The organism is Chryseobacterium sp. CFS15, assembly GCF_031118795.1.
Lineage (GTDB): Bacteria > Bacteroidota > Bacteroidia > Flavobacteriales > Weeksellaceae > Chryseobacterium > Chryseobacterium indoltheticum.
Window position 1 is genome coordinate 12297 of sequence record NZ_JAVHYL010000015.1, and the last position, 23141, is coordinate 35437.

Annotated in this window: 22 protein-coding genes and 4 tRNA genes; 17 read left to right on the plus strand and 9 right to left on the minus strand. The window is 33.9% G+C overall.

The annotated features are described in order from the left end of the window. Nucleotides 1-13: 13 nt before the first annotated feature. Entirely contained in the window at nucleotides 14-1156 is a 1143-nt protein-coding gene (locus OH814_RS18680; protein WP_308829203.1) for a VWA domain-containing protein, read from the minus strand. A gap of 106 nt (nucleotides 1157-1262) precedes the next feature. Continuing rightward, nucleotides 1263-2252, minus strand: coding sequence for a PDDEXK nuclease domain-containing protein (locus tag OH814_RS18685; protein WP_308829204.1), 990 nt, complete (start codon nucleotides 2250-2252; stop codon nucleotides 1263-1265). 177 nt (nucleotides 2253-2429) lie between these two features. On the opposite strand from OH814_RS18685, the gene OH814_RS18690 reads away from it, so the two are divergent. The 6 genes from OH814_RS18690 (at nucleotide 2430) to OH814_RS18715 (ending at nucleotide 8330) form a co-directional block, all read left to right on the plus strand. Then, nucleotides 2430-3134 carry a class I SAM-dependent methyltransferase gene (locus tag OH814_RS18690; protein ID WP_308829205.1) on the plus strand — a complete coding sequence of 235 codons (705 nt, stop codon included), beginning with the start codon at nucleotides 2430-2432 and terminating at the stop codon, nucleotides 3132-3134. Nucleotides 3135-3513: 379 nt separating this feature from the next. Beyond that, nucleotides 3514-4065 (plus strand): ferritin, encoded by a 552-nt coding sequence (locus OH814_RS18695; RefSeq protein WP_115618781.1) that lies wholly within the window; start codon nucleotides 3514-3516, stop codon nucleotides 4063-4065. A 153-nt stretch (nucleotides 4066-4218) separates the two neighbouring features. Next, nucleotides 4219-5310: a redox-regulated ATPase YchF gene (gene ychF / locus OH814_RS18700; protein ID WP_308829206.1), complete on the plus strand. Its 1092-nt coding sequence runs from the start codon at nucleotides 4219-4221 to the stop codon at nucleotides 5308-5310. 84 nt (nucleotides 5311-5394) lie between these two features. Further along, a complete protein-coding gene (locus OH814_RS18705) occupies nucleotides 5395-6495 on the plus strand; it encodes a hypothetical protein (RefSeq protein WP_308829207.1) in 1101 nt (366 codons plus the stop codon). 47 nt (nucleotides 6496-6542) lie between these two features. Beyond that, the gene (locus OH814_RS18710) at nucleotides 6543-7481 is read left to right on the plus strand and encodes a helix-turn-helix transcriptional regulator (RefSeq protein WP_308829208.1); all 939 of its coding nucleotides are present in this window, start codon (nucleotides 6543-6545) and stop codon (nucleotides 7479-7481) included. A gap of 84 nt (nucleotides 7482-7565) precedes the next feature. Continuing rightward, complete coding sequence (locus tag OH814_RS18715; RefSeq protein WP_308829209.1) at nucleotides 7566-8330, plus strand: SDR family oxidoreductase; 765 nt, start codon at nucleotides 7566-7568, stop codon at nucleotides 8328-8330. Nucleotides 8331-8418: 88 nt separating this feature from the next. Here OH814_RS18715 and OH814_RS18720 read toward each other — a convergent pair whose 3' ends face one another. Next, nucleotides 8419-9567, minus strand: coding sequence for a methionine aminotransferase (locus OH814_RS18720; RefSeq protein WP_308829210.1), 1149 nt, complete (start codon nucleotides 9565-9567; stop codon nucleotides 8419-8421). A gap of 173 nt (nucleotides 9568-9740) precedes the next feature. Between OH814_RS18720 and OH814_RS18725 the strand changes: the two genes are divergently transcribed. Genes OH814_RS18725 through OH814_RS18740 form a run of 4 tightly spaced genes read left to right on the plus strand, consistent with a single transcriptional unit; the run spans nucleotide 9741 to nucleotide 15388 of the window. After that, on the plus strand, nucleotides 9741-11624 hold the full coding sequence (locus tag OH814_RS18725; RefSeq protein WP_279195949.1) for a DNA topoisomerase IV subunit B: 1884 nt from the start codon (nucleotides 9741-9743) through the stop codon (nucleotides 11622-11624). Nucleotides 11625-11657: 33 nt separating this feature from the next. Next, a complete protein-coding gene (locus tag OH814_RS18730; protein WP_308829211.1) occupies nucleotides 11658-12140 on the plus strand; it encodes a hypothetical protein in 483 nt (160 codons plus the stop codon). A gap of 3 nt (nucleotides 12141-12143) precedes the next feature. Next, complete coding sequence (locus OH814_RS18735) at nucleotides 12144-14729, plus strand: DNA gyrase/topoisomerase IV subunit A (RefSeq protein ID WP_308829212.1); 2586 nt, start codon at nucleotides 12144-12146, stop codon at nucleotides 14727-14729. A 5-nt stretch (nucleotides 14730-14734) separates the two neighbouring features. Next, nucleotides 14735-15388, plus strand: coding sequence for a rhomboid family intramembrane serine protease (locus tag OH814_RS18740; RefSeq protein WP_308829213.1), 654 nt, complete (start codon nucleotides 14735-14737; stop codon nucleotides 15386-15388). 78 nt (nucleotides 15389-15466) lie between these two features. Here OH814_RS18740 and OH814_RS18745 read toward each other — a convergent pair whose 3' ends face one another. From OH814_RS18745 to OH814_RS18765, 5 genes are all read right to left on the minus strand, one after another. Continuing rightward, on the minus strand, nucleotides 15467-15925 hold the full coding sequence (locus OH814_RS18745; protein ID WP_308829214.1) for a hypothetical protein: 459 nt from the start codon (nucleotides 15923-15925) through the stop codon (nucleotides 15467-15469). A gap of 99 nt (nucleotides 15926-16024) precedes the next feature. Next, nucleotides 16025-16957 (minus strand): peptide chain release factor N(5)-glutamine methyltransferase, encoded by a 933-nt coding sequence (prmC, locus tag OH814_RS18750; protein ID WP_308829215.1) that lies wholly within the window; start codon nucleotides 16955-16957, stop codon nucleotides 16025-16027. Beyond that, nucleotides 16957-17715 carry a peroxide stress protein YaaA gene (gene yaaA, locus OH814_RS18755; protein WP_308829216.1) on the minus strand — a complete coding sequence of 253 codons (759 nt, stop codon included), beginning with the start codon at nucleotides 17713-17715 and terminating at the stop codon, nucleotides 16957-16959. Before yaaA ends, prmC begins: the two co-directional genes overlap by 1 nt. Then, entirely contained in the window at nucleotides 17712-18419 is a 708-nt protein-coding gene (locus OH814_RS18760) for a CPBP family intramembrane glutamic endopeptidase (RefSeq protein ID WP_308829217.1), read from the minus strand. The genes yaaA and OH814_RS18760 overlap by 4 nt, the downstream gene beginning before the upstream one ends. Nucleotides 18420-18432: 13 nt before the next feature. Continuing rightward, entirely contained in the window at nucleotides 18433-19044 is a 612-nt protein-coding gene (locus tag OH814_RS18765; RefSeq protein WP_076559723.1) for an L-threonylcarbamoyladenylate synthase, read from the minus strand. Between the two features lie 100 nt (nucleotides 19045-19144). Here OH814_RS18765 and OH814_RS18770 point away from each other — a divergent pair. The 5 genes from OH814_RS18770 (at nucleotide 19145) to OH814_RS18790 (ending at nucleotide 19917) form a co-directional block, all read left to right on the plus strand. After that, nucleotides 19145-19217 (plus strand) — tRNA-Met (locus OH814_RS18770). Between the two features lie 37 nt (nucleotides 19218-19254). Then, a tRNA-Met gene (locus OH814_RS18775) sits at nucleotides 19255-19327 on the plus strand. Between the two features lie 39 nt (nucleotides 19328-19366). Continuing rightward, nucleotides 19367-19439 (plus strand) — tRNA-Met (locus OH814_RS18780). 37 nt (nucleotides 19440-19476) lie between these two features. Beyond that, nucleotides 19477-19552 (plus strand) — tRNA-Met (locus tag OH814_RS18785). Nucleotides 19553-19680: 128 nt separating this feature from the next. Continuing rightward, complete coding sequence (locus OH814_RS18790) at nucleotides 19681-19917, plus strand: hypothetical protein (RefSeq protein ID WP_076559836.1); 237 nt, start codon at nucleotides 19681-19683, stop codon at nucleotides 19915-19917. 48 nt (nucleotides 19918-19965) lie between these two features. On the opposite strand, the gene OH814_RS18795 is transcribed toward OH814_RS18790, so the two are convergent. Next, on the minus strand, nucleotides 19966-20538 hold the full coding sequence (locus OH814_RS18795) for a hypothetical protein (protein WP_308829218.1): 573 nt from the start codon (nucleotides 20536-20538) through the stop codon (nucleotides 19966-19968). Between the two features lie 329 nt (nucleotides 20539-20867). On the opposite strand from OH814_RS18795, the gene OH814_RS18800 reads away from it, so the two are divergent. Then, complete coding sequence (locus tag OH814_RS18800; RefSeq protein ID WP_066679295.1) at nucleotides 20868-21233, plus strand: BlaI/MecI/CopY family transcriptional regulator; 366 nt, start codon at nucleotides 20868-20870, stop codon at nucleotides 21231-21233. Nucleotide 21234: 1 nt separating this feature from the next. Beyond that, complete coding sequence (locus tag OH814_RS18805) at nucleotides 21235-23040, plus strand: M56 family metallopeptidase (RefSeq protein ID WP_308829219.1); 1806 nt, start codon at nucleotides 21235-21237, stop codon at nucleotides 23038-23040. Nucleotides 23041-23141: the final 101 nt, after the last annotated feature.

Consider the following 23141-nt stretch of genomic DNA (forward strand, 5'->3'; position numbering starts at 1 on the left):
CTTCTGGGCTTCCTCAAATTCTTTTAATCCTGTTCTTTTCGTAGTCCTCAAAGATCATTTGTCCTAATCCTGAAAGACCTGTGAGAAAAGCTTTTCCTTTATTCTGAGCAGTAAATGCATTCACAAATTGTCGTAGATAAGGATCTTGGGCAATCATAAATGTTGTAATAGGGATTTTAAGTTTTCTGGCTTGTGCAGCTTTATTGAGGCATTCGGAAACAATTTTTTCGTCTAAGCCAACACTGTTCATATAATATTCTCCGGTAGGAAGTTTCAAGCAGCTTGGTTTTCCATCGGTAATCATAAAAATCTGCTTATTGGTATTTCTTTTTCTACGAAGAATATCCATTGCCAATTCCAATCCTGCAACCGTATTGGTGTGATACGGACCAACCTGTAAATAGGGAAGGTCTTTGATTTTAATAGGCCAAGCTTCGTTTCCGAAAACAATAATATCGATGGAATCTTTTGGATATTTTCGCTTAATCAGTTCAACCAAAGCCATCGCAACTTTTTTGGCAGGCGTGATGCGGTCTTCACCGTACAAAATCATCGAATGACTGATGTCGATCATCAAAACCGTGCTCATTTGGGCTTTGTGTTTGGTTTCTTCTACTATGAGGTCGTCTTCGGTCATTCGAAGGTCAGAAATTCCATTGTTGATTTGAGCGTTTTTCAGACTTTCCGTCATGTTTATTGAGGATAAGTCGTCGCCGTACTGGAAATTTCTGTTTTCACCATCCCGTTCATCGCCAACTCCTGATTTGTTGGTTCTGTGATTTCCAATGCCACTTTTTTTAAGCTTTCCGAAAATCTGGTCTAAAGCATATTCCCGTAAAGCAGCTTCCAGTTTGGCCGTAAGAATGTTTTTTCCTTTTCCAGTTCCGGAATTGCCATCTTCAGAATCGTCTTCTTTTTTAATGTAACCTCGCTTTCTTAAATCTTCTTCAAAATCCTCAAGCGTATATTCATCGGTGAAAATATCATATTCTTTATCGAGCATATCAAGCCACTCAAAAGCTTCTTCGATATCACCGGAAGTGTGTGTCAGCAAGTCTTTGAACACATCAAAAACCCGGTCAAAATGCGAAATTTCTTCCGGAATATGTTTGCTGAATGTAAAACCCTGTTGAAAAGTAAATTGTTTATCTGTCATGAGATGAATCTCGTTTTTAGAAAAGACAAGTTAGGTATTTTTTGTAGGAATGAGGTGGTCTTAAAAATAGAAAAAACTGATTGTGATGATAGGAATTAAATTATTCTTATGACTGATGTGAATGTTCTCCGTCGAATAATTCGTGAAGTTTCTGTTGCAATAATTTTTTATCCGGAAGTTGAGTTTTATATTCGGAAATCATGGTAGGAGAAAGACTTCTGCTTAACGCATACTCTACAACTTCACTATCTTTATCTTTGCAAAGTAACATGCCAATACTTGGGTTTTCATTTTTACGTTTTACATCACGGTCGAGTGCTTCTAAGTAAAAATTTAACTGACCTAAATGCTCCGGTCTGAATTTATCTGCTTTCAGTTCAAAAGCAACCAAACATTGCAAACCTCGATGAAAAAACAAAAGATCAATATAGAAATCAGAATTTCCAACCTGCACTTTATATTCTTGGCTAACGAAAAGAAAATCTTTCCCTAATTCCAAAATAAAGTTTTTCATCTGTTGCAGCAATCCTTTTTGCAAATCACTTTCGTTGTGAGGTTCCGGAAGATTTAGAAAATCAAAAATATAGGTGTCTTTAAAAATTTTTGTGATGTCCTGATTAAATTCTTTTTCAATGATGGGAAAGAAATTAGAATTTCCAATCATTGTGCGTTCAAAAAAACTGCTTGAAATTTGACGGTCTAATTCTCTTTTACTGTAACTTTCTTTTTTAACAAGTTTGAGGTAAAATTCCTTCTCCTCAATCGATTTGCATCTTGAAAATATAATGAGATTGTGTGTCCAGCTTATTTGTCTCACCAGTGGTGAGAGTTTTGGAAAGTCTTTGTAAGTTTCATAAAACTGCTTCATTCTCCAAAGGTTCTTATCTGAAAAACCTTTGATATCAGGTTCCTTGGTTTGTATAAATTCAGATAATTCTTTTACGACCGATTGTCCCCATTCGCTTTGGAGTATTTTTTCACTGATATATTCCCCAATATTCCAGTAAAGATTAATCAATTCTGCATTAACAGTTTTGATGGCATTTGCTCTGGAATTTATTATAAGATTGATGATATCAGTAAATCTATTGTCCATTTAAGTTTTCGCTTATTTACAAATCTACAAATTATTTTAGATGCTTTATTCTAATAATATTTCTTAATGAAACTCTTTCTAAGACATGCATTATTGGTGAGATCATTATATCCGAATCTACGATTACCTTATTAATTTCCCATATAATATTTTATCTTTGCACTCTTAAAATTCAGCATGAAAGACTTAATGGGACGCGCAATCTGGGATTATTTTCACAATGAAAACCCTGAAGATTTGCAGACTGAAACATCAATTTCTGAACTCGATGAGCTTCCGGTAAAATATCTTTTCAGAGATTTTGAAGAGATGAATAAAATCGAAAAGAAAGCTTTAAAATTATCTCACGGAAAAGTTTTGGACATTGGAGCAGGAGCGGGTTCGCATTCGTTATATCTTAAGAATGAAAGAAATTTAGATATAACCGCTTTAGATATTTCGCCAAAGGCGATTCAGGTTTGTCAGTTAAGAGGAATACAGAAAGCAATTGCTCAGAATATGCTTGAGTTTTCTGGCGAAACTTTCGATACCATTCTTTTGTTAATGAACGGAACCGGAATTTTTCAAAGCCTGAAAGTAATTGATATTTACCTTAAAAAACTTCATTCTTTGTTAAATAAAAATGGGCAAATTCTGATTGACAGCACTGATATTCTGTATATGTTTGATCAAGATGAAGATGGCGGAGTTTTGATTCCAGCAAATGGGTATTATGGGGAATTAGATTATATTGTTCATTATAAAGGTGAATCTGAAGATCCAATTAAATGGCTGTATCTTGATTTTAATACCTTAAAAAATGCTGCTGAAAATAATGGTTTTACTATTGAAAAAGTTTTGCAGGATGAGGATTCTTATTTGGCAAAGCTGACAAAAAAATAGGGCTAAATCAAAAGTCACAAATATATTTTAAAAAAAAGGTAGCGCTCCTACACAGTCCACCATCATCATTTCAATAATTTGCTACAAAGGTTACGCTTCTTCGAGCGATCATTCTTTAAACAAATTCTTATACTATTTAAAAGGGAAATTTTCAATCTAATCATCATTGAATATCAAAAATAATGATTGTTATTGTGATCAGATTTAAAGCTAATTCTTTAAATTATACATCATTTTATTTTAGACTAACTATAAATTGCGTTGTTAAGTATTTGTTTTATAGTTAATTGTATTATGATGTTTTTAAAAGGGTATAAAAAATACATTTCACGGAATCATTTTTGTATCCATATTGATAATCACATTTAAATATACAATTATGAATACCAACAGACTTTCACCTGCGCTGGAAAAAGCATTGAGTGACCAAATGAATAAAGAAATTCACGCTTCACACACATTTTTATCTTACGGAATTTGGGCAGATGATAAAGGATATCAGGGAATTGCCAACTTTCTGTACCGTCATGCACAGGAAGAAAGAAATCATTCCATAAAATTTATGGAATATGTTTTAAACAGAGGCGGTAAGCCAAAAGTGGAAGCCATCCCGGAACCTCCTGTTGATCCCGAATCTTTAACTGCTTGCTTCGATGGAGTTTTTAAGCACGAAGTAGATAATACTACGGCGATTTACAGATTGGTCGATTTAGCGTTAGAAGAAAAAGATTGGGCAACGTGGAATTTTATGCAGTGGTTTGTACAGGAACAAATTGAGGAAGAAACATTAGCTGCGAATTTGATTGATAAATTAAAAATTGCAGGCGGTGACAGAGCAAGCAATGAATCACTTTTTACATTGGATCGTGCATTGGAAGCGGCTCCAAATGATGTTCCCCTTGCTCAGGAAGCGACAGGAGATAATCCGTAAAAGTAAACGCACAAAAATAATTCATAGAATCTGTCACAATAGTGGCAGATTTTTTTTATTATGAAATCCACCGTAAAATCACTATCTTTGCCCGCTGAAAGTGAAAGGTAATATCACCTTACACTTTAAACCTTAAACTTTGAATCTAACGTTATGAAATGTGGAATCGTAGGCTTACCGAATGTAGGTAAATCAACTCTTTTTAACTGCTTAAGCAATGCTAAAGCGCAGTCTGCCAATTATCCTTTCTGTACTATCGAGCCTAATTTAGGAACGGTTTCTGTACCGGATCAGAGATTATTTGAGCTTGAAAAATTAGTAAATCCTGAAAGAGTTTTGCCTGCTGTTGTAGAGATTGTAGATATTGCTGGTCTTGTAAAAGGAGCAAGTAAAGGAGAAGGTTTAGGAAACCAATTCTTGGCAAACATTCGTGAGTGTGAGGCGATTATTCATGTTTTGAGATGTTTTGAAAACGGAAATATTATCCACGTTGAAGGTTCAGTAGATCCTTTGAGAGATAAAGATATTATCGATATCGAGCTTCAGTTAAAAGATTTGGAAACAGTTGGAAAAGCTGTTGAAAAAGCTAAAAAATTCATCAAGTCTGGTAAGAAAGAAGATTTATTAACATATGAGACACTTCAAAATCTTCAGAAACATCTCGAAGACGGTAGAAATGCAAGAGAATTTGCAATGGATGATTTTGCAAAATCAGTCATTGGTGAAGTTCAGCTTTTGACAAATAAACCGGTTCTTTACGTTTGTAATGTGGATGAAAATTCAATTAAAAACGGAAACGAATGGATTGCAAAGATTGAAGAAATGGCGAAAGGTGAAGGTGCTGAAGTTGTTGTTTTGGCAGCTCAGATCGAAGCTGATATCAATGAGCTTGAAACTTTTGAAGAAAGAGAAATTTTCTTGGACGAACTGGGTCTTACAGAGCCTGGAGTGAACCGTTTGATCAGAAAAGCTTACGATTTATTAAAGCTTCAAACCTATTTTACAGCAGGTGTAAAAGAAGTAAGAGCTTGGACAATCGGACAAGGTTGGACGGCTCCTCAAGCTGCAGGAGTAATTCACACAGATTTCGAAAAAGGTTTCATCCGTGCAGAAGTAATCAGATACAATGATTATGTGACGTTTGGTTCTGAAGCAAAGGTAAAAGAAGCTGGAAAGCTTTCTGTAGAAGGTAAAGAATACATCGTTCAGGACGGTGATGTGATGCACTTCAGATTTAATGTTTAAAAATATTAAAAGTTAGTTATATAGTATTTTAAAGACGCTTCCATGAATTTGGAAGCGTTTTTTATATATTAGTAAAAACATTTTATGAGATATTTATTTTTCTTGTTTCTGATTGTTTCGTGTTCAAAGAGTTTGGAAGAAAGGTGTTTTACAACTTCTGATGATATCTGGACTAAGTATTTTAAAAATAGTGAGGATTTAATCAATGATAATTATTATGCACACGCACAAAAATATAATGTAAAAAAGATTATTACTGAAAAGCCGAATTATCTACAGATTGTTAATCTCAAAAAATTTAGAAGCTTTAAAAAAGACAGTCTAGAATCGAAGTCGGAAGAGATTATGGAAAAGAAATGGAAAGAATATGATTCGGAATTTAAAGCATTTAATAATAAATTTTCAGAACAATTTGCTTTTTCTAATCAGCAAAAAATCGGAAATGTAATGTATGCTTTTGGTAGAAACCAGCTCGGATTTTGGCTTTGTAAAATAGAAAATGAAAAGCCTTCTGCTTATTTTTTAGGATTAAGCTTTAGTCATTATTATATTAATGAAGTTCAGGAAAAGCCGATTGTTAATAATGGTTTTTTAGAGCTTGAGGGAAGTTTTGTTAAAATCGTAAAAGTTCCAGGTTTGCCAGGTTATGATGATTATTCAGCAATTGAAGATGGAAAACTATTCAAAATAAAATTAGAAGATTTAGTAAAAGATTCTGACCACGACGGTTATAACGATATTTTTGAAAAAAGCTTTGGGTTAAATCCCAATAATAAAGATACCGATGGAGATGGAATGGATGATTTTAATGATTTGAATCCAATGTTTAAATCTGAAAAGAATAAGTTTACCCAGCTTTATGAAACGTTGTTACCTGATTACGGATCTGAAAATCTTAGTAATAAAAACTACTATTTTGAAATTTTCATTAGTGATTGTGATTATTTTCATCAGATAAGCCCTAAATATCATGTGTTGTTTAGTCCTGAAGATTCAAAATCAAAAACTGATTATTTAAAAGTTACGGATGTCTCATCACACGGAATCGGAAAAATTAAAAGAAATAAAAATAATCTTAATATTTTTTATATAAAAGAATGGGGAAACAGTAGCTCTACGGATTATTCTGCAGAATATAAAAATGGAAAATGGATTTTAGAAATTGCTGGAGGATATGTAATTTAACTCATATTTCATAAATTCCTATATTTGAATTATACAAATTCCACATCATGGAAAAACTAGCTCATGCTTCTCTGGAAGATTTTTACCTTGAGATGACCAAAGGACTGGGAAAAGATATCGAAAGCATCTTTCCGAAAGGTCTTCATAAAGATATTGGTCATTTTAATGTGTTTGATATTGCGCAGACCATTGCCAATGTCAAAAAAACTTCCGAAATGCCTTACAACAGGAGGAAATATTATAAAATCAGTTTAATAAGAGGGAAGAACAGGGCTGAATATGCCGATAAAGTGATCTCTATAAAAAAGAATGCTTTGCTTTTTGCAACCCCGAAAGTTCCTTATCATTATGTACCTGAAGATGAGAATCAGTCAGGGAATTTTTGCGTTTTTACGGCTGATTTTTTTACTAAAAATTCGTCTAAAAATATTCTTGAAGATTTGCCTTTATTTCAGCCGGGTACCATTCCTGTTTTTGAAATTGATGATGAATTGTCCGATGAGGTTGATTTGCTATTCGGAAAAATCAAAAAAGAAATTGATTCTGATTATGAATTTAAATATGATTTAATACGAAATTATGTTTCCGAACTGATTCATTACGGACAAAAATTACAACCCGCAGAAAAAGTTGGTCATTCACACAATGCAGCGGTAAGAGTAGTTTCTCTGTTTATCGAATTGTTGGAAAGACAGTTTCCGATTGAATCTTCCAATCAACGAATTCAGTTGAAAGTAGCCAAAGATTTTGCAGATCGATTGTCTATTCATGTGAATTATTTAAATAAAAATGTAAAAGAAAAAACCGGGAAAACAACTACAGAATTTATTGCAGATCGATTGATTCAGGAAGCTAAAATATTATTAAAACAAACCAACTGGAATATTTCTGAAATTTCATATGCTTTAGGTTTTGAAGAGGTTGCTCACTTCTCTAATTTCTTTAAACGAAAAACTTCATTTGCACCTATGGAATTTCGTGCCTGATTTGAATTTTGCAAATTTCAGATTGATTGAAGTAAATCATCAAGGCTGAAATTGACTCAACTTTGTAACATCAAAAAATCAAATATGAATAACAAAACAAAAATTGCCCTTGTAACAGGCGGAAGTAGAGGTTTAGGTAAAAATTCAGCTTTAAAAATTGCTGAAAAAGGATTGGACGTAATCATTACGTATCACAGTAATAAGCAAGAAGCTGAAAATGTTGTCGCAGAAATTCAGGTTTTAGGTCAAAAAGGGATCGCTTATCAACTGGATACGAGAAATACAAAAAGCTTTGACGAATTTATCAAAAAAGTGACGGATCATTTGGAGGAAAATACAGGAAGCAAAAATTTAGATTATCTGGTAAATAATGCAGGAACAGCATTGTATTCTCCGATTGCTGAGACTACAGAAGACCAACTTGATGAGATGGTTGATATTCACTTCAAAGGAGTTTTCTTTTTAACTCAGAAATTTTTGCCATTCATTAATGATGGAGGAGGAATTATAAATATTTCTTCAGGTTTGGCAAGATTTGCTTTGCCGGGATCGTCTGTTTATGGCTCATTGAAAGCGGGTGTTGAAATGTTGACCAAATATATGGCGAAAGAATTAGGGCCAAGAAAAATAAAAGCGAACGTAGTCGCTCCGGGAGCAATTGAAACTGATTTTGGTGGCGGAAGAACAAGAGATGATGAAAATGTGAACTCTATGATTGCCGGAAATACTGCTTTAGGCAGAGCTGGTTTGCCGGATGATATCGGTGGAGTGGTAGCATTTTTATGTACCGACGATGCGGGTTGGATCACTGCACAAAGAATTGAAGCTTCCGGCGGAATGTTCTTTTAAAAATAATTTATTTCCTCTCGCAGATTGAGCAAATCGAGCAGGTCTTTACCTGATCTGTGTCATCTGTTTAATCGGCGAGAGATTTATTTTAAAGTTTAGCTAAATTTTCGATAGCCTTTTCCAGGGTCTCATTCTTCTTTGCAAAGCACAATCTGATCACATTTTCATTCAGCTTATCTTTATAAAAAGCCGAAAACGGAATACTTGCCACTTTATGATTAATCGTTAATTCAGTTGCGAAATCAAAATCATTTTTATCTGAAATTTTATCGTATTTCAAAGCCTGAAAATAAGTTCCTTCACAGTCTAGAAGTTCAAACGATGTATTTTGAAGTCCGGCTCTCAAAAAATCTCTCTTTTCCTGAAAAAACTGATTCAGCAGATTATAATGCTCGTCATTTTTCATGTATTCTGCCAAAGCCATCTGAAGTGGAGTATTCACGCAGAAAACATTGAATTGATGTACTTTCCTGAACTCATCAGTCAGAGCTTTCGGGGCGGCACAATATCCGATTTTCCAACCGGTAATGTGGAATAATTTCCCGAATGATGCTACTAAAAGACTTCTTTCTTTAAGCTCAGGATATTTACAAATGCTTAAATGTTCGTTACCGTCAAAAACAATATTTTCATACACTTCATCGCTCAAAATTAAAATATTAGTGTCTTTTACGATTTTAATTAACTCCTGAATATCATTTTCTTTTAAAATCTTCCCGGAAGGATTGTTCGGATTATTCAGAATAATCATTTTTGTTTTTTCTGAAACCAGTTTTTTTACAACATTCCAATCGATTTCGTAATCGGGAGCTTTCATTTGGAAGCGTTTTACAACTCCTCCGAAAAGTTCAACGGTAGGTTCATAACAATCATAAGCAGGTTCGAAAATTATCACTTCATCATTTTCCTTTACAAAGGTCGCAATTGCTGTAAAGATCGCCTGAGTTCCGCCTGCTGTGATGGTGATTTCAGTTTCGGGATGATAAATTGCTTTGTGGCTGTTCTCAATTTTTCTTGCAATTTCTTCTTTTAAACCCATGATTCCGCCTAAAGGAGCGTATTGGTTGAATCCCTTTTGAATGAAATTATTCGCTAAATCAAGTAATTCAGAATCAGTCGAAAAATCAGGAAATCCCTGTGATAGATTGATGGCTTGATGCTGATTGGCCAGTTGAGACATTTGTGTAAATATGGTGGTTCCTACATTTGGGAGTTTCGAAGAAGGAAGTTGTATCATTTTAAAATCTTTACGAATCTAAATTAGGTCAAATTTTCAATATTTCTGATTTAAATTTCAATAAATGTGTGATTGTACTATTAAAATTTAACTAAAATGTTAATAAATAGAAACTGAAAAATTCGGATATTTTTGTCCGTTTTCGTACTTTTGTATGTTTGCTGAAATAATATATGTCACAAGAAATACAACCTATCTATTCCGAAGATAATATCAGAACCCTCGATTGGCAGGAACACATCCGTTTGCGTCCCGGTATGTATATCGGTAAGCTTGGCGATGGCTCGTCTGCTGATGATGGTATTTATATTTTACTGAAAGAAATTCTGGATAACTCGATCGATGAATTCAGAATGAAATCCGGTAAAAGAATCGAAATAAAAGTAGATGACGGAAAAGTCACGATTCGTGATTTTGGTCGTGGGATTCCTCTTGGAAAAGTAGTTGATGCTGTTTCAAAAATGAATACCGGTGGTAAGTATGACAGCAAGGCCTTCAAAAAATCTGTCGGACTGAATGGTGTCGGTACAAAAGCTGTAAATGCGCTTTCAGATTATTTCCGAGTACGGTCTTTCCGTGAAGGAAGAATGAAGATTGCAGAGTTTTCCAGAGGTATAATCACTGAAGAACACGATGAAAAAGAAACTTCAGACAGAAATGGAACCGAAATTTCTTTTATTCCCGATGCTGATATTTTTCTTCATTTTAAATACAGAAAAGAGTATATCGAAAGAATGCTCCGTAATTATGCGTATCTGAATCCGGGATTGAAAATTCTTTTTAACGGCGAGACGTTCTTTTCAGAAAACGGATTGAAGGATTTGTTGGAAGAAGAGCTGGAAAGTGACACCTTATACCCGATTGTTCATTTGAAAGATAACGATATCGAAGTTGCGATTACGCACACCGATAAATCGCAGACAGAAACCTATTTCTCATTCGTTAACGGACAAAATACAACACAGGGTGGAACGCATCTGAATGCTTTCCGTGAAGCGTATGTAAAAACAATTCGTGAATTTTTCAATAAAACTTTTGATGCATCAGATGTAAGAAAATCGATTGTTGCTGCCATCTCCATCAATGTTGAAGAACCTGTTTTCGAATCTCAGACCAAAACAAAATTAGGTTCGAGCGATATGGGACCGAACGGCCCGACTGTCCGTACCTTTATCATCGATTTCTTAAAAAATAAATTAGATAATTTCCTTCATAAAAATCCTGAGATTGCAGAAGCGATACAGAGAAAAATTTTAATTTCTGAAAGAGAAAGAAAAGAACTTTCCGGAATTCAGAAGCTGGCAAGAGAAAGAGCCAAAAAAGTTTCTCTTCACAATAAAAAACTTCGTGACTGCAGACAGCATTACAACGATCAAAAAGCTGAAAGAAAAGCGGAGACACAAATCTTTATTACCGAAGGAGATTCTGCATCAGGATCTATCACAAAATCGAGAGATGTAGAAACGCAGGCTGTATTTTCGCTAAAAGGTAAACCGTTAAACTGTTATGGTTTAACCAAAAAAGTGGTGTACGAAAATGAAGAATTCAACTTGCTGCAGGCTGCTTTAAATATTGAAGAAAGTCTGGAAGATTTAAGATACAATCAGGTAATTATTGCAACCGATGCCGATGTCGATGGAATGCACATCAGGCTTCTGATGATTACATTTTTCCTTCAGTTTTTCCCTGATGTGATAAAAAACGGACATTTGTATATTCTTCAGACTCCGTTATTCAGGGTTAGAAACAAAAAAGAAACGAGATACTGCTATTCTGAGCAGGAAAGGGTGAAAGCTTTAAATGAATTAGGCAAAAATCCTGAAATTACACGATTTAAAGGATTAGGAGAAATTTCACCAGACGAATTCAAACATTTTATTGGAAAAGACATTCGCCTGGAACCTGTAGTTATCGGAAAAGATCAGACAATAGAGCAGATTCTGGAATTCTACATGGGAAAAAACACACCAGACCGACAGGTTTTCATTCTCGAAAATCTAGTAGTAGAAGACCAGGATATCAATAAAAAAGAGGTTTTAGATGAAGCAGAGCTTTAAAATTTGTAATCACAACAAAAACTAATATTTACCATGAGACTCAGTAACAGGAAGAAAGTACCTGTGTATAATTTTTTCAATATATTGTTATTGATGATGCTATCTGCGGGATACGTATGTTTTATTATTGATAGAATGAAGTTTGATGTTTTGGAAGAGAAAAGTTATCTTTTAATAATTATTCCTATTATATTGCTGATCATTAATTATTTATATGGAAGGCAGATTTTTGAATATGATAGTCAAGGTGAAGCACTTCACTTCAAAAACAGAAATATTATTCCTTTTATAGATAAACCGCTGAATGATGAATTTCCAAAGTATAAACTGATTAAATTTGAAATGATTTCCGTATTGTTTTTCAGGAGACTTTATGTGACTGTTTCTAGCAAAAACGGTGGCTCGGCAATCTTAAAATACGAAACTTCTTATTTAACGAGAAAAGAAGTTAATGATTTAAAAACATCCCTCAACAAAGTAATAAATGCTAATAAAGAGAAAAGACATCAAGAATAAATAATGATAGAAGACAACTCTCACGAAGGCGAAAGCTTAAAAAAAGTTTCAGGACTGTACAAAGACTGGTTTCTGGATTATGCATCTTATGTAATTTTAGATAGAGCCATTCCGTCTGTTTACGATGGTTTCAAACCGGTACAACGTAGAATTATGCATTCTATGCGTGAGCTGGAAGACGGGCGGTACAATAAAGTGGCAAATATTGTCGGTAACACGATGAAATATCACCCTCACGGTGATGCTTCTATTACCGATGCAATGGTGGGGATCGGGCAGAGAGAACTATTGATAGACACACAGGGAAACTGGGGAAATATTTACACCGGAGATTCTGCCGCTGCTGCAAGATATATCGAAGCAAGATTGACTCCTTTTGCATTGGAAGTTGTTTTTAATCCTAAAACCACCATCTGGTCAAAATCTTATGACGGCAGAAATAACGAGCCTGTAGATTTACCTGTAAAATTTCCTTTGCTTCTGGCGCAGGGTGTTGAAGGAATTGGGGTAGGACTTTCCACAAAGATTCTTCCGCATAATTTCAACGAATTAATTAATGCGTCTGTTGCTCATTTGAAAGGGAAAAAATTTGAAATTTATCCTGATTTTCTTACCGCAGGTTTTCTCGATGTTTCAGAATATAATGACGGTCACAGAGGCGGAAAAGTAAGAGCCAGAGCCAAGATTTCTCAGGTAGACAAGCATACTTTGATGATTTCTGAGCTTCCTTTTTCTAAAAATACCAGTGATTTGATTGATTCGATCATTAAGGCTAATGAAAAAGGGAAAATCAAAATCAAAAAAATTGAAGACAATACTTCAGATAAAGTTGAAATTCTGATTTATCTTCACAATGAAGTTTCGCCAGATAAAACGATTGATGCGCTATATGCATTTACCGATTGTCAGGTGACGATTTCTCCCAATGCCTGCGTAATTGTGGGCGATAAGCCAATGTTTTTAAACGTTTCCGAAATTTTAAGAATGAATACCGATCATACGGTTTCGTTGCTGAAAAAAGAACTGGAAATTGAGCTTAATGAATTGCAGGAAAGCTGGCATTTTTCTTCATTAGAAAGAATCTTCATCGAAAACAGAATCTATCACGACATCGAAGAGGTAAAAAGTTGGGAAGAAGTGCTGAAAACCATTGATAAAGGCTTAAAACCACACACCGCACATCTTTTAAGAGAAGTTACCGAAGAAGATATTTTAAGGTTAACTGAGATTAGAATTAAAAGAATCTCAAGATTCGATTTAGATAAATTTAAAGAAAATATTGCTGCATTAGAAGGCAAAATTGAGCAGGTAAGATTTCATTTGGCTAATCTTATAGCCTATGCGATTGATTATTATCTGAATATTCAGAAAAAATACGGAAAAGGCAAAGAAAGAAAAACAGAATTAAGGATCTTCGATACCATTGATGCGACAAAAGTTGCAGTAGCCAATGAAAAATTCTATGTTAATTTTGAAGAAGGCTTTATCGGAACTTCGCTTAAGAAAGACCAATATTTGTTTGACTGCTCAGACATCGACGATATCATTACGTTCAGAAAAGACGGAAACATGAAAGTCGTGAAAGTAGAAGCCAAAACCTTCATTGGTAAAGATATTCAACACGTTGCTATCTGGAAAAAGAACGATAAACGCACCGTTTACAACATGATTTATCGTGAAGGCAGAGACGGACCTTATTATATGAAGCGTTTTTCGGTGACGGGGGTTACCCGAAATACAGATTATCCTTTAGCATCGGATGTGAAAGGCTCAGAAATGCTTTATTTTTCGGCAAACCCGAACGGTGAAGCTGAGGTTGTAACTGTTTTATTAAAACCCAATCCGAGAATCAGAAAGAATAAAATGGAAATCGATTTTTCTGAACTTGCGATTAAAGGAAGAGATTCTAAAGGGAATTTGGTAACCAAATATTCTGTAAAAAAAGTTGATTTGAAGGAAGAAGGCGTTTCTACCTTGGCACCAAGAAAGATCTGGTTTGACGAAACGGTAAGAAGACTGAATGCGGATGTAAGGGGAACGCTCCTCGGAAACTTTAAAGGGGATGATAAAATCTTAACCATTAATGCACAGGGCGAAGCAAAACTCGTAAGTTTTGATCTTGGAAACCGCTTTGATGACGAGTATATTATTTTGGAAAAATGGCGTCCTCATCAACCGGTGACCTGCATTTATTATGACGGAGAAAAAGATATATATTTCATCAAAAGATTCTTGCTGGAAAACAATACCAATGTACAGACTTTTATGCCATCTGAACATCCGAAGTCATTTGTCGAAAGAATTATAGTTTCTAATAATTCTACGGCAGAAATTATTTTCGCAAAAGATAAAGGAAAAGAAAGAGAGCCTGAAATTGTGAATATCGACGAATTTATAGCCGTAAAAGGAATTAAAGCGATCGGAAATCAGTTTACAAAATTTAAGGTTAAAAATATAAACATCACCATTCCTGAACCTGAAGAAGAGGAGCCGGAAGTGTACGAAGAACCAGATCTTACCTCTCCCATCATAGACGATGAGGGTGGAACAATCGGCGATTTGTTTGACAGTGATGATAACGAAAAATAGAAAATATGAATATCATAATATTAATTATTGCAATCACTGCAATTATCAGTTTTATCGCATTTAATAATAAAGAGATATTTGAAAAATACAAATTCAATGTTGGTGCAATTCTCCATAGAAAAGAATATGTAAGAGTGCTCTCTGCCGGATTTCTTCATGCAGATATAATGCATTTATTGTTTAATATGATGACATTGTATTTCTTCGGTCCGGTAATTTTACAGGGATTCGGAAACGTAGGATTTCTTATTATTTATTTTGGATCTATTCTTTTAGGAAATATTTTTTCATTATTTATTTATCAAAAACAACCATGGTATTCTGCAATTGGAGCGAGTGGTGGAGTTTCAGGGATTTTGTTTGCCGCAATTGCTATGATGCCGAATATCGGAATTTACTTCTTTTTCATTCCTATTCCAATTCCTGGTTTTATCTTTGGATTACTGTATTTCAGCTATTCTGTTTATATGATGCTAAATCCTAAACAATGGGATAATCTGGGGCATGCTGCCCATTTGGGAGGTGCATTTTTCGGCCTTGTGTATGCTGTGATTAGTCAGCCTGAAAGTGCAATTCACAACTCTATGTTTATTGGTATTATGTCACTTCCGTTACTTTATTTAGCGTATGAAATATTTATTAGAAAAAGAATTAATTAATAAACTCTTTCAAATTATTTGAAATAAAAAAGACTGTTCTCTATTTGAAAACAGTCTTTTTTATTGTGTTGAAAATTACTATTCTTCCCAGGCAATTGGAATATATACATTCACATAACCGTCTTGTCCCACTGAAGATGGCGTCAGGGTAACTGTTGTAGAACCGTAGCCAACCCAGCCTCCTTGTCCCTGATAAGCAGAGATTTCATAAGTTCCAGCTGGAAGATCGGTAAAATATCCGGGTAGTTTGGCGTATCCGTTAGAATAAGTGATATATCCGTCATAAACAATCCCTGTATTCACATCGGTTGCATAAATTCCGCCCATATCATAACTTCCGTTCATATAGTTTACCCCGTTGTGGATGGTACCTACTTTTAACTGATAAGTCTGCTGTTTTTTACTATTCTCACTTTTATTTGCGAGATTAGCATTTGTCATTTCAGCATCCGTTAAAGTTGTTGCATCAGTACTGCAACTGGTAATTGTTAATAGAACTCCGAACGCTAGTAATGCGCTTTTCATTAAATTTTTCATAATAATATAATTTTATTGTTTGGTGGGATAAAATTAAGAATATAAAAATAAAACGGAATTTGATTACAATTAATTTTATATGAACTTTTGAATTTAATATTATTTTATTCCAAAAATAAAACGGTCATTCTCACTAAGGTCTTTTATGAGTTCAGCTTGTGAAAAATTTTTGTATAGTTCTAGCGTTTCTTTCCCTAATTTCTGATTGATTTCTAAGAAAAGTAAACCGTTTTCATTTAAATATTTTTTAGAATCTTCGGCAATTTTTCGATAAAAAATCAAAGCATCGGAAGTCGGAGAAAAGAGCGCCATTGTTGGTTCAAATTCTTTTACAGAATCTGCAATTTCGTTCTCTTCATCAATCCCAATATAAGGCGGATTTGAAATAATAACATCAAAATTCTGATTTAAATCTAAACTCAGATAATCGGCATGAATAAAATTGATATCAAGCTGGTGAAATTCTGCGTTCTTTTTCGCTGTTTTTAAAGCTGCTTCCGAAAAATCAATGGAAGTAATTTCTGCTTCCGGGAAATATTTTTTTAAAACCAAAGGAATAATTCCGCTTCCGGTTCCGATGTCTAAAATTTTGACTCTTTTTAATTCCTGTTCTTGCGAAGGTGGATATTTTGCTTCTTCAGTCCATTTATAATCTGTTTGTTTCGATCTTAAATGAATGTATTCAATTCTTGAAATATATCTTTTTATCTCTTTAATCGCCATTTCTAGCAATTCCTCCGTTTCCGGACGAGGAATCAAAACATTCTCATCAACAAAAATTTTCATTCTGTAAAATTCAGTTTCACCTAAAATCTGTAAATAAGGTTTTCCTGTTTTTAATTCTGAAATGATTTGCTGGAATTTATTTATATTCTCATCAGACAGTTCCAAATCTGCAGATTGTCTTTGCTGAAAATTATTTAAGTCTAAAATATTTTCAGTAAAAATCTGAAATATAAAGGTACTTTCAGAATCTGTATAAACTTCCGAAAGTGAATCTGAAAAATGCTTTTTAAGTAGTGATAACGTCATTATCTTGTGAAAACGAGTTTTGTATCGGTTGATTTTTCTTCATCAATTAAATACCCTTCATAGTTGAATGCTTTTACATCATTTAATGTTTTTGCATTGTTTTCTGCACAAAATCTTACAAGCATACCTCTTGCATGTTTGGTGTAAACTACGATTGTTTTCAATTTTCCATCTTTCATTTCGTAGAAATCAAAATCGATAACTTGATGATTTAGTTTTTTTCGGTCTACAACTTTTACATACTCACCGCTTGCCAAATTCAGGAGAATTTCGTTCTTTTTCATTTCAGAATTAAGTTGATCCGTTACTTTTTCTGTCCAGAATTGGTAAAGATTTTTATAGCTTTCAAATTCGAAATTTCTGCCCATTTCAAGACGATAAAGCATTACTTTGTCTGAAGGTTTCAGCAAACCATACAGCCCGGAAAGCATTCGGTAATTTTTCTGAAGATAATCAATCGCATTTTTATCTAAGGTTTTTGCATCCAGACCGCGATATACTTCGCCAGTAAAAGCAAACATTGCGGGAGCAGATTCTTTTGCAGTGGGTTTAGCTTTCCATTTTTGGTTTCTTTCCCAGTTTTCGTCTGCCAGTTTTGACGAAATTTCCATTAATTCAGAAAGATATTTTGGAGATTTATGCTTTAAATGAGATTGAATTAATGCTGCTTCTTCGATGAATTTCGGGGTAGAACTTCTCAATAAATCTGTTGAGTTTTCTACGTTCATTAATTTTGCAGGAGAGGTTATGATTTTCATAGGTTGAGTAAAGATAAATGTTTAGGATCAATAAAATTCATAAGCATCATCGAGATAAAGTCGATCAGAAAATGACAGACAATTAGAATTTTAATGTTTGAATATTTTTTATAAAACAGAGCAAATACAATCCCAATAAAAAATGGGACAACAACCTGACCGATTGTTCCGTAAGTACTGTGTAAAATTCCGAATAAAAGAGATGAAACAATCACTCCCAACATCGGACTGTTGTATATTTTTTCGATTCGTGGCTGAATGTAAGCCCGCATCAGTAATTCTTCAATAACTCCGGCGGTAAGGCAGGTGAAAATGATCAGAAAATAATTGTTTTTAAATAAATTTTTAAGGTCTAAAAGTCTTTCGCTAGGTTTTTCCTGAGTTAAAAAAATAATAATCGCATTCAGAAAAGCACCACCAAATAAGCAAATAAAATACAAGCTTATTACTGCGCCTAAATAAAATAAAGGCGAATACTTTTTTTCTTCCCAAACAAAAAATGATCTGTTTTCTAAGAAAAAATTATAAATCAAAACAAGAACTAAAACCAGCCACAATGAAAGCCTGTTATAGAAAAAAAGATCAGCGGTTAAAGTTTTATAATTGAAAAATAAATTGATTAATGGGATTGAATACAGCATTGAAGCGGCAAGCAATACAAAAGTAAGTACAATGCCTAAAGAATATCTTCCGTTCAGACTCATCTCAATAACTGTTCTAAATTTCTCCTTTTCCCTGACGGATTATTTCCGGTTCGCCCGAAGTAAGATCTACAATGGTTGATGCGATGTTATCACCATATCCTGAATCTATTACAATATCAACCAAATGATCATATTTTTCAGCAATCAGTTCCGGATCTGTAGAATATTCAATAATTTCATCATCATCTTTAATGGAAGTTGATGCGATTGGATGGCCCAATTTTTCAACAATCAATTGCGGAATTGAATGATCGGGTACACGGATACCGATTGTTTTATGATTTTTATAAGCTAAAGGAAGACTTTTATTTGCTTCCAGAATAAATGTGAAAGGACCTGGAAGATGACTTTTTAGAAACCTGAAAACTGAGGTGTCAATAGGTCTTGTAAAATCTGATAAATGGCTTAAATCATTACAAATAATTGAGAATTTTGATTTTTCTAATTTCTGTTTTTTTATTTGTGCTAATTTTTCCATGGCCTTGATATCAAAAATATTACAGCCTAAAGCATAAACAGTATCAGACGGATAAATAATCAATCCGCCATTATTCAGGGATTTAATGACCTCATTGATAAGGTTTTCCTGTGGATTGTCCGGGTAGATTTTCAAAATTTTTGCCATAAACAAATGTACGAATATTTAAATATATTTCATGAAAATGCTTTATTTAAAAGGATCGCTTGCGGTTTTGAAATATATTCGTATATTTGCAATCCAATATCGCGGGATGGAGCAGTAGGTAGCTCGTCGGGCTCATAACCCGAAGGTCATCGGTTCGAGTCCGGTTCCCGCTACTAAGTAACGTTTTCGGTAAACGTTTTAAAAATATACCGCGGGGTAGAGCAGTAGGTAGCTCGTCGGGCTCATAACCCGGAGGTCGCACGTTCGAGTCGTGTCCCCGCTACTAAGCTAAGTGTTTTCGGTAAACACTATAAAGATATATCGCGGGATGGAGCAGTAGGTAGCTCGTCGGGCTCATAACCCGAAGGTCATCGGTTCGAGTCCGGTTCCCGCTACTAAGTATAACGTTTTCGGTAGACGTTTAAAATATACCGCGGGGTAGAGCAGTAGGTAGCTCGTCGGGCTCATAACCCGGAGGTCGCACGTTCGAGTCGTGTCCCCGCTACCAACAGGAGAATCAGAAATGGTTCTCCTTTTTTTGTGTCTTAATTGATGAATTTATCAGCCTCAAAAAATCCTCAGTTTAAATAAATAATGGTTTATTAATTGCTTATCGTAACAATAAAATAAATAATTATGGGAAGTATAAATTTTAGCAAACAAGATTTTGTAAAAGATGATACAAGATACAAAGTAGCAATTGATCAGGGAGTGGGAAAGGGTGTAGACCTTATTGTTGAAAGACAAGATGAAAATGGTGAATATGAAGTAATTCAGGCAGAAATAAAAAGATCTGCAGACGAGAAAGTTTTCGTTGTGTGGAGTGAGCCTTTTGACGGAAGAGTAGTAAGTGACGAATATAAAAAACTATAAAAAAAATCCCGTTTCAATGAAACGGGATTTTGTATGTTTAAGTAAGATTTATTTAACTAAAGTATCGAAAGGAGCCAGCTTAAAATCTTCAGATTTTACCTGCTCAAAGTATGATGCTTTTGCGGTACCTTTTAATTTTCCTGCTGTTTTTGCTGCTGCTGTAAAGTCGGTATCGATTTTAGTTGCAATTTCTGTAGGTTTAAAATCTTTTTTTATAGCCTCGTCTTCCACTCCTAAATATCCGTTTTTCTTTGTAATATAATTGATGAAATTATCATAGATTCCCAAAGTATTTCTGAAATACTGCGTATGATAATTCATACATTTTGTTGATTTTTTAGAAGATTTATTAACAATACAGCTCGCCATATTTCCTCTGTAAAGATCAAATTCTAAAGCAACAGCATCATATTCCTTTTTAAGAGCAGCGGTACCATTGGTAAGAATGGTGTTGTCATTCTGTGATTCACTTATTTTTTTCAGATGTCCCAAAACTAAAGGAACGGTGTTTTCAATTTTTGTTTTTGCTTCAGTAACCGACCCGAAAACAGAAGATGTCTGCGCTGATGTTACATTAAATATCAACAACATTAAAACAGAAAGTAGAGTATATCTTTTCATTAGAAATTTTTAAAGCACTAAAATAAATATATTTTCTCATTCTGTGCGCATTCATTTTAATTTTATTTAATAAAATTTAACAAGTTTTAAGAATTTTAACAAATAATCACGTTTTCTCTGAAGATTAGTAACTCCATATTTTCTATTAATTAAAAATTTAACATATTTTAATGTTTTTTATGTAGCTGATTACCAATTACTTATTTATTTTTAATCTTTATCACTAAAAAAATAGTTGTACAGTTTAAAAATATTTCTACATTTGTATAACTAATTTATTAGTGATACGATTTTTTTAGTAATTTTATCGCTTACTCTAAATTAAAATTATGATCATCCAGACTTTAACAAAAGCAGAAGAACAAGTAATGCAGTTTTTATGGAAACTCGAAAAAGGTTTTCTTAAAGATGTTTTGGATCTTTATCCTGAACCCAAACCGCATACCAATACGGTTTCTACAATTCTAAAAGTTCTTAAAGATAAAGAGTTTGTAGATTATAATGTGTACGGAAGACAGCACGAATATTTTCCTTTGGTAACAAAAGAACAATATTCGGGGAAAACGATGAAGAGCCTGGTGAAAAACTATTTTAAAGGTTCTTATAAAAGTGCCGTTTCTTTTTTGGTTGAAAAAAACGAAATGACCGTTGAAGATCTTGAGATGTTATTAAGCGAACTTAAAAACAAAGACTAATATGGAAGCTCTTATTTTTTATTTCGGAAAAGTAACAATCTGTTCGGGTGTAATGTTTTTGTATTATCGGTTGTCTTTAAAAGACAAGACCTTTCATCATTACAACCGATTTTATCTTTTGTCTGCAATGCTGATCTCGATTTTGCTGCCCCTTATTAAAGTGGAAGATTTTACGATTGAGGTGAATGAGAATCTTTTTGTTTTGCTTAATAAGCTACAAAATTTAAATACAAATAAAACCATAAGCCATGACGACATTTATTTTAGAATTATTTTTTCAGCTTTGGGATTGGTTTCTCTCTATTTTTTAGGGAAATTCATGTACGGGATTTTTAGAATCCAACAACTCAAAAGGCAATTTAAAAAAGAAAGTTTTGAAGGTGTAAATTTTTACCAGACCAATCTTTCTGAAGCTCCATTTTCTTATTTCAAGAATCTTTTCTGGAAAAACACGATTGTCATCAATTCAGAAGTAGGAAAGCAGATTTTAAAGCATGAAATGGTTCATATTGAACAAAAACACTCTATCGACAAGATCTTTATAGAGGTTCTCACTTCTGTTTTTTGGTTCAATCCGTTTTTTCATATTATCAAAAAAGAAATCAATTTAATACACGAATATCTGGCTGATAAAAAAGCCGTCAAACAATCGGACACAAAAGCATTTGCGCAGATGCTTTTAGCAAGCCACTTTTCCGGAAAACCGTTGCCTGCGACTAGTCCGTTTCTAAGTTCAAACCTTAAAAAACGCCTCAAAATGTTACAAAAACCACAAACGAAATTCGGGTATGCGCGAAGAATACTTGCCTTACCGGTTTTATTCACTGTTGCATTTGCCTATATGGTTAATGCGAAAAATAAAGAAATAAAAGAAGTCAATAACGAAATTGAGAAAGCTGTTTCTGAAATTAAACAAGATACTGTAAGACCACAAAAGGTAGAAAAACCACAGGAAATTGTTACTCCAAAAGCATCATTTAAAGTTGATGTACACCAGAAGAAAATTACAGAACTGAGTAAAAAAATTGAAGAGAAATCAAAAGTTTTGAAAACTCTTAAGCCGGAAAGTGAAGATTTCGAGAAAAATATAGCAGAAATTGGCAAGTTATCTGAAGAAATTGGTAAAATTTCAACTTTAAACTACAATCATGCTGAAGCTCTTCAGAAAATGAGAGAGCAGTTGAAAACATCAAGAGAATATTTTAAATCTGATGATTATAAGAACGCAGCCAGAGAATATGCTAAACTTGGTTTTGATTTTCCTGAAGTTCCGTTACCTCCTGCTTCACCAGCGGCTCCAAATTTTCCGAAAGTAAAGATGTATTCTTATAATATTCCCAATATTGATTATAAAAATCTTCCGGGTCTTAGTAAGAAAGAAATAAGAAAGCTGGAAAAGTTGGCTAAAGAAAAAGCAGAACTCGCTGCAAAACAAGCTGAAGTGGCAAGACAACAGGCTGAAATTGTGAGAGAGCAAACAAAAAAAATGCAGGGAAATCCTTGGATAATTGCTGTTGATGCACATGCTCCAAAAGGAAAATATTATGGAACTTCTACCTACACAGAACTTCCAATGCCACCGAAAAGTAAAATTCTTTCTAATGGTGCTACTTTCAAAACAAACGTAAAAGATATGATTAATGCTAATTCTGCTGGTGATGTAAAATATTTCATCGATGGGAATGCAAGCTCAAATGCAGAAATGCAAAGTCTTGATCCAAAGAACATCGAATCTATTAACATTAATAAAACGAAAGTTTCGGGCAAAGACACCGGGGAAATCCATATCAAAACAAAACAAAAATAATCTTAAGTTTTAAGAGCCTTTTTAAATTGCATCAAAATTATTCCCCAGTCCTAAAGGGGGCAATTTTGATGCAATTTTCAAGATAATTTCCTCCATTTAGA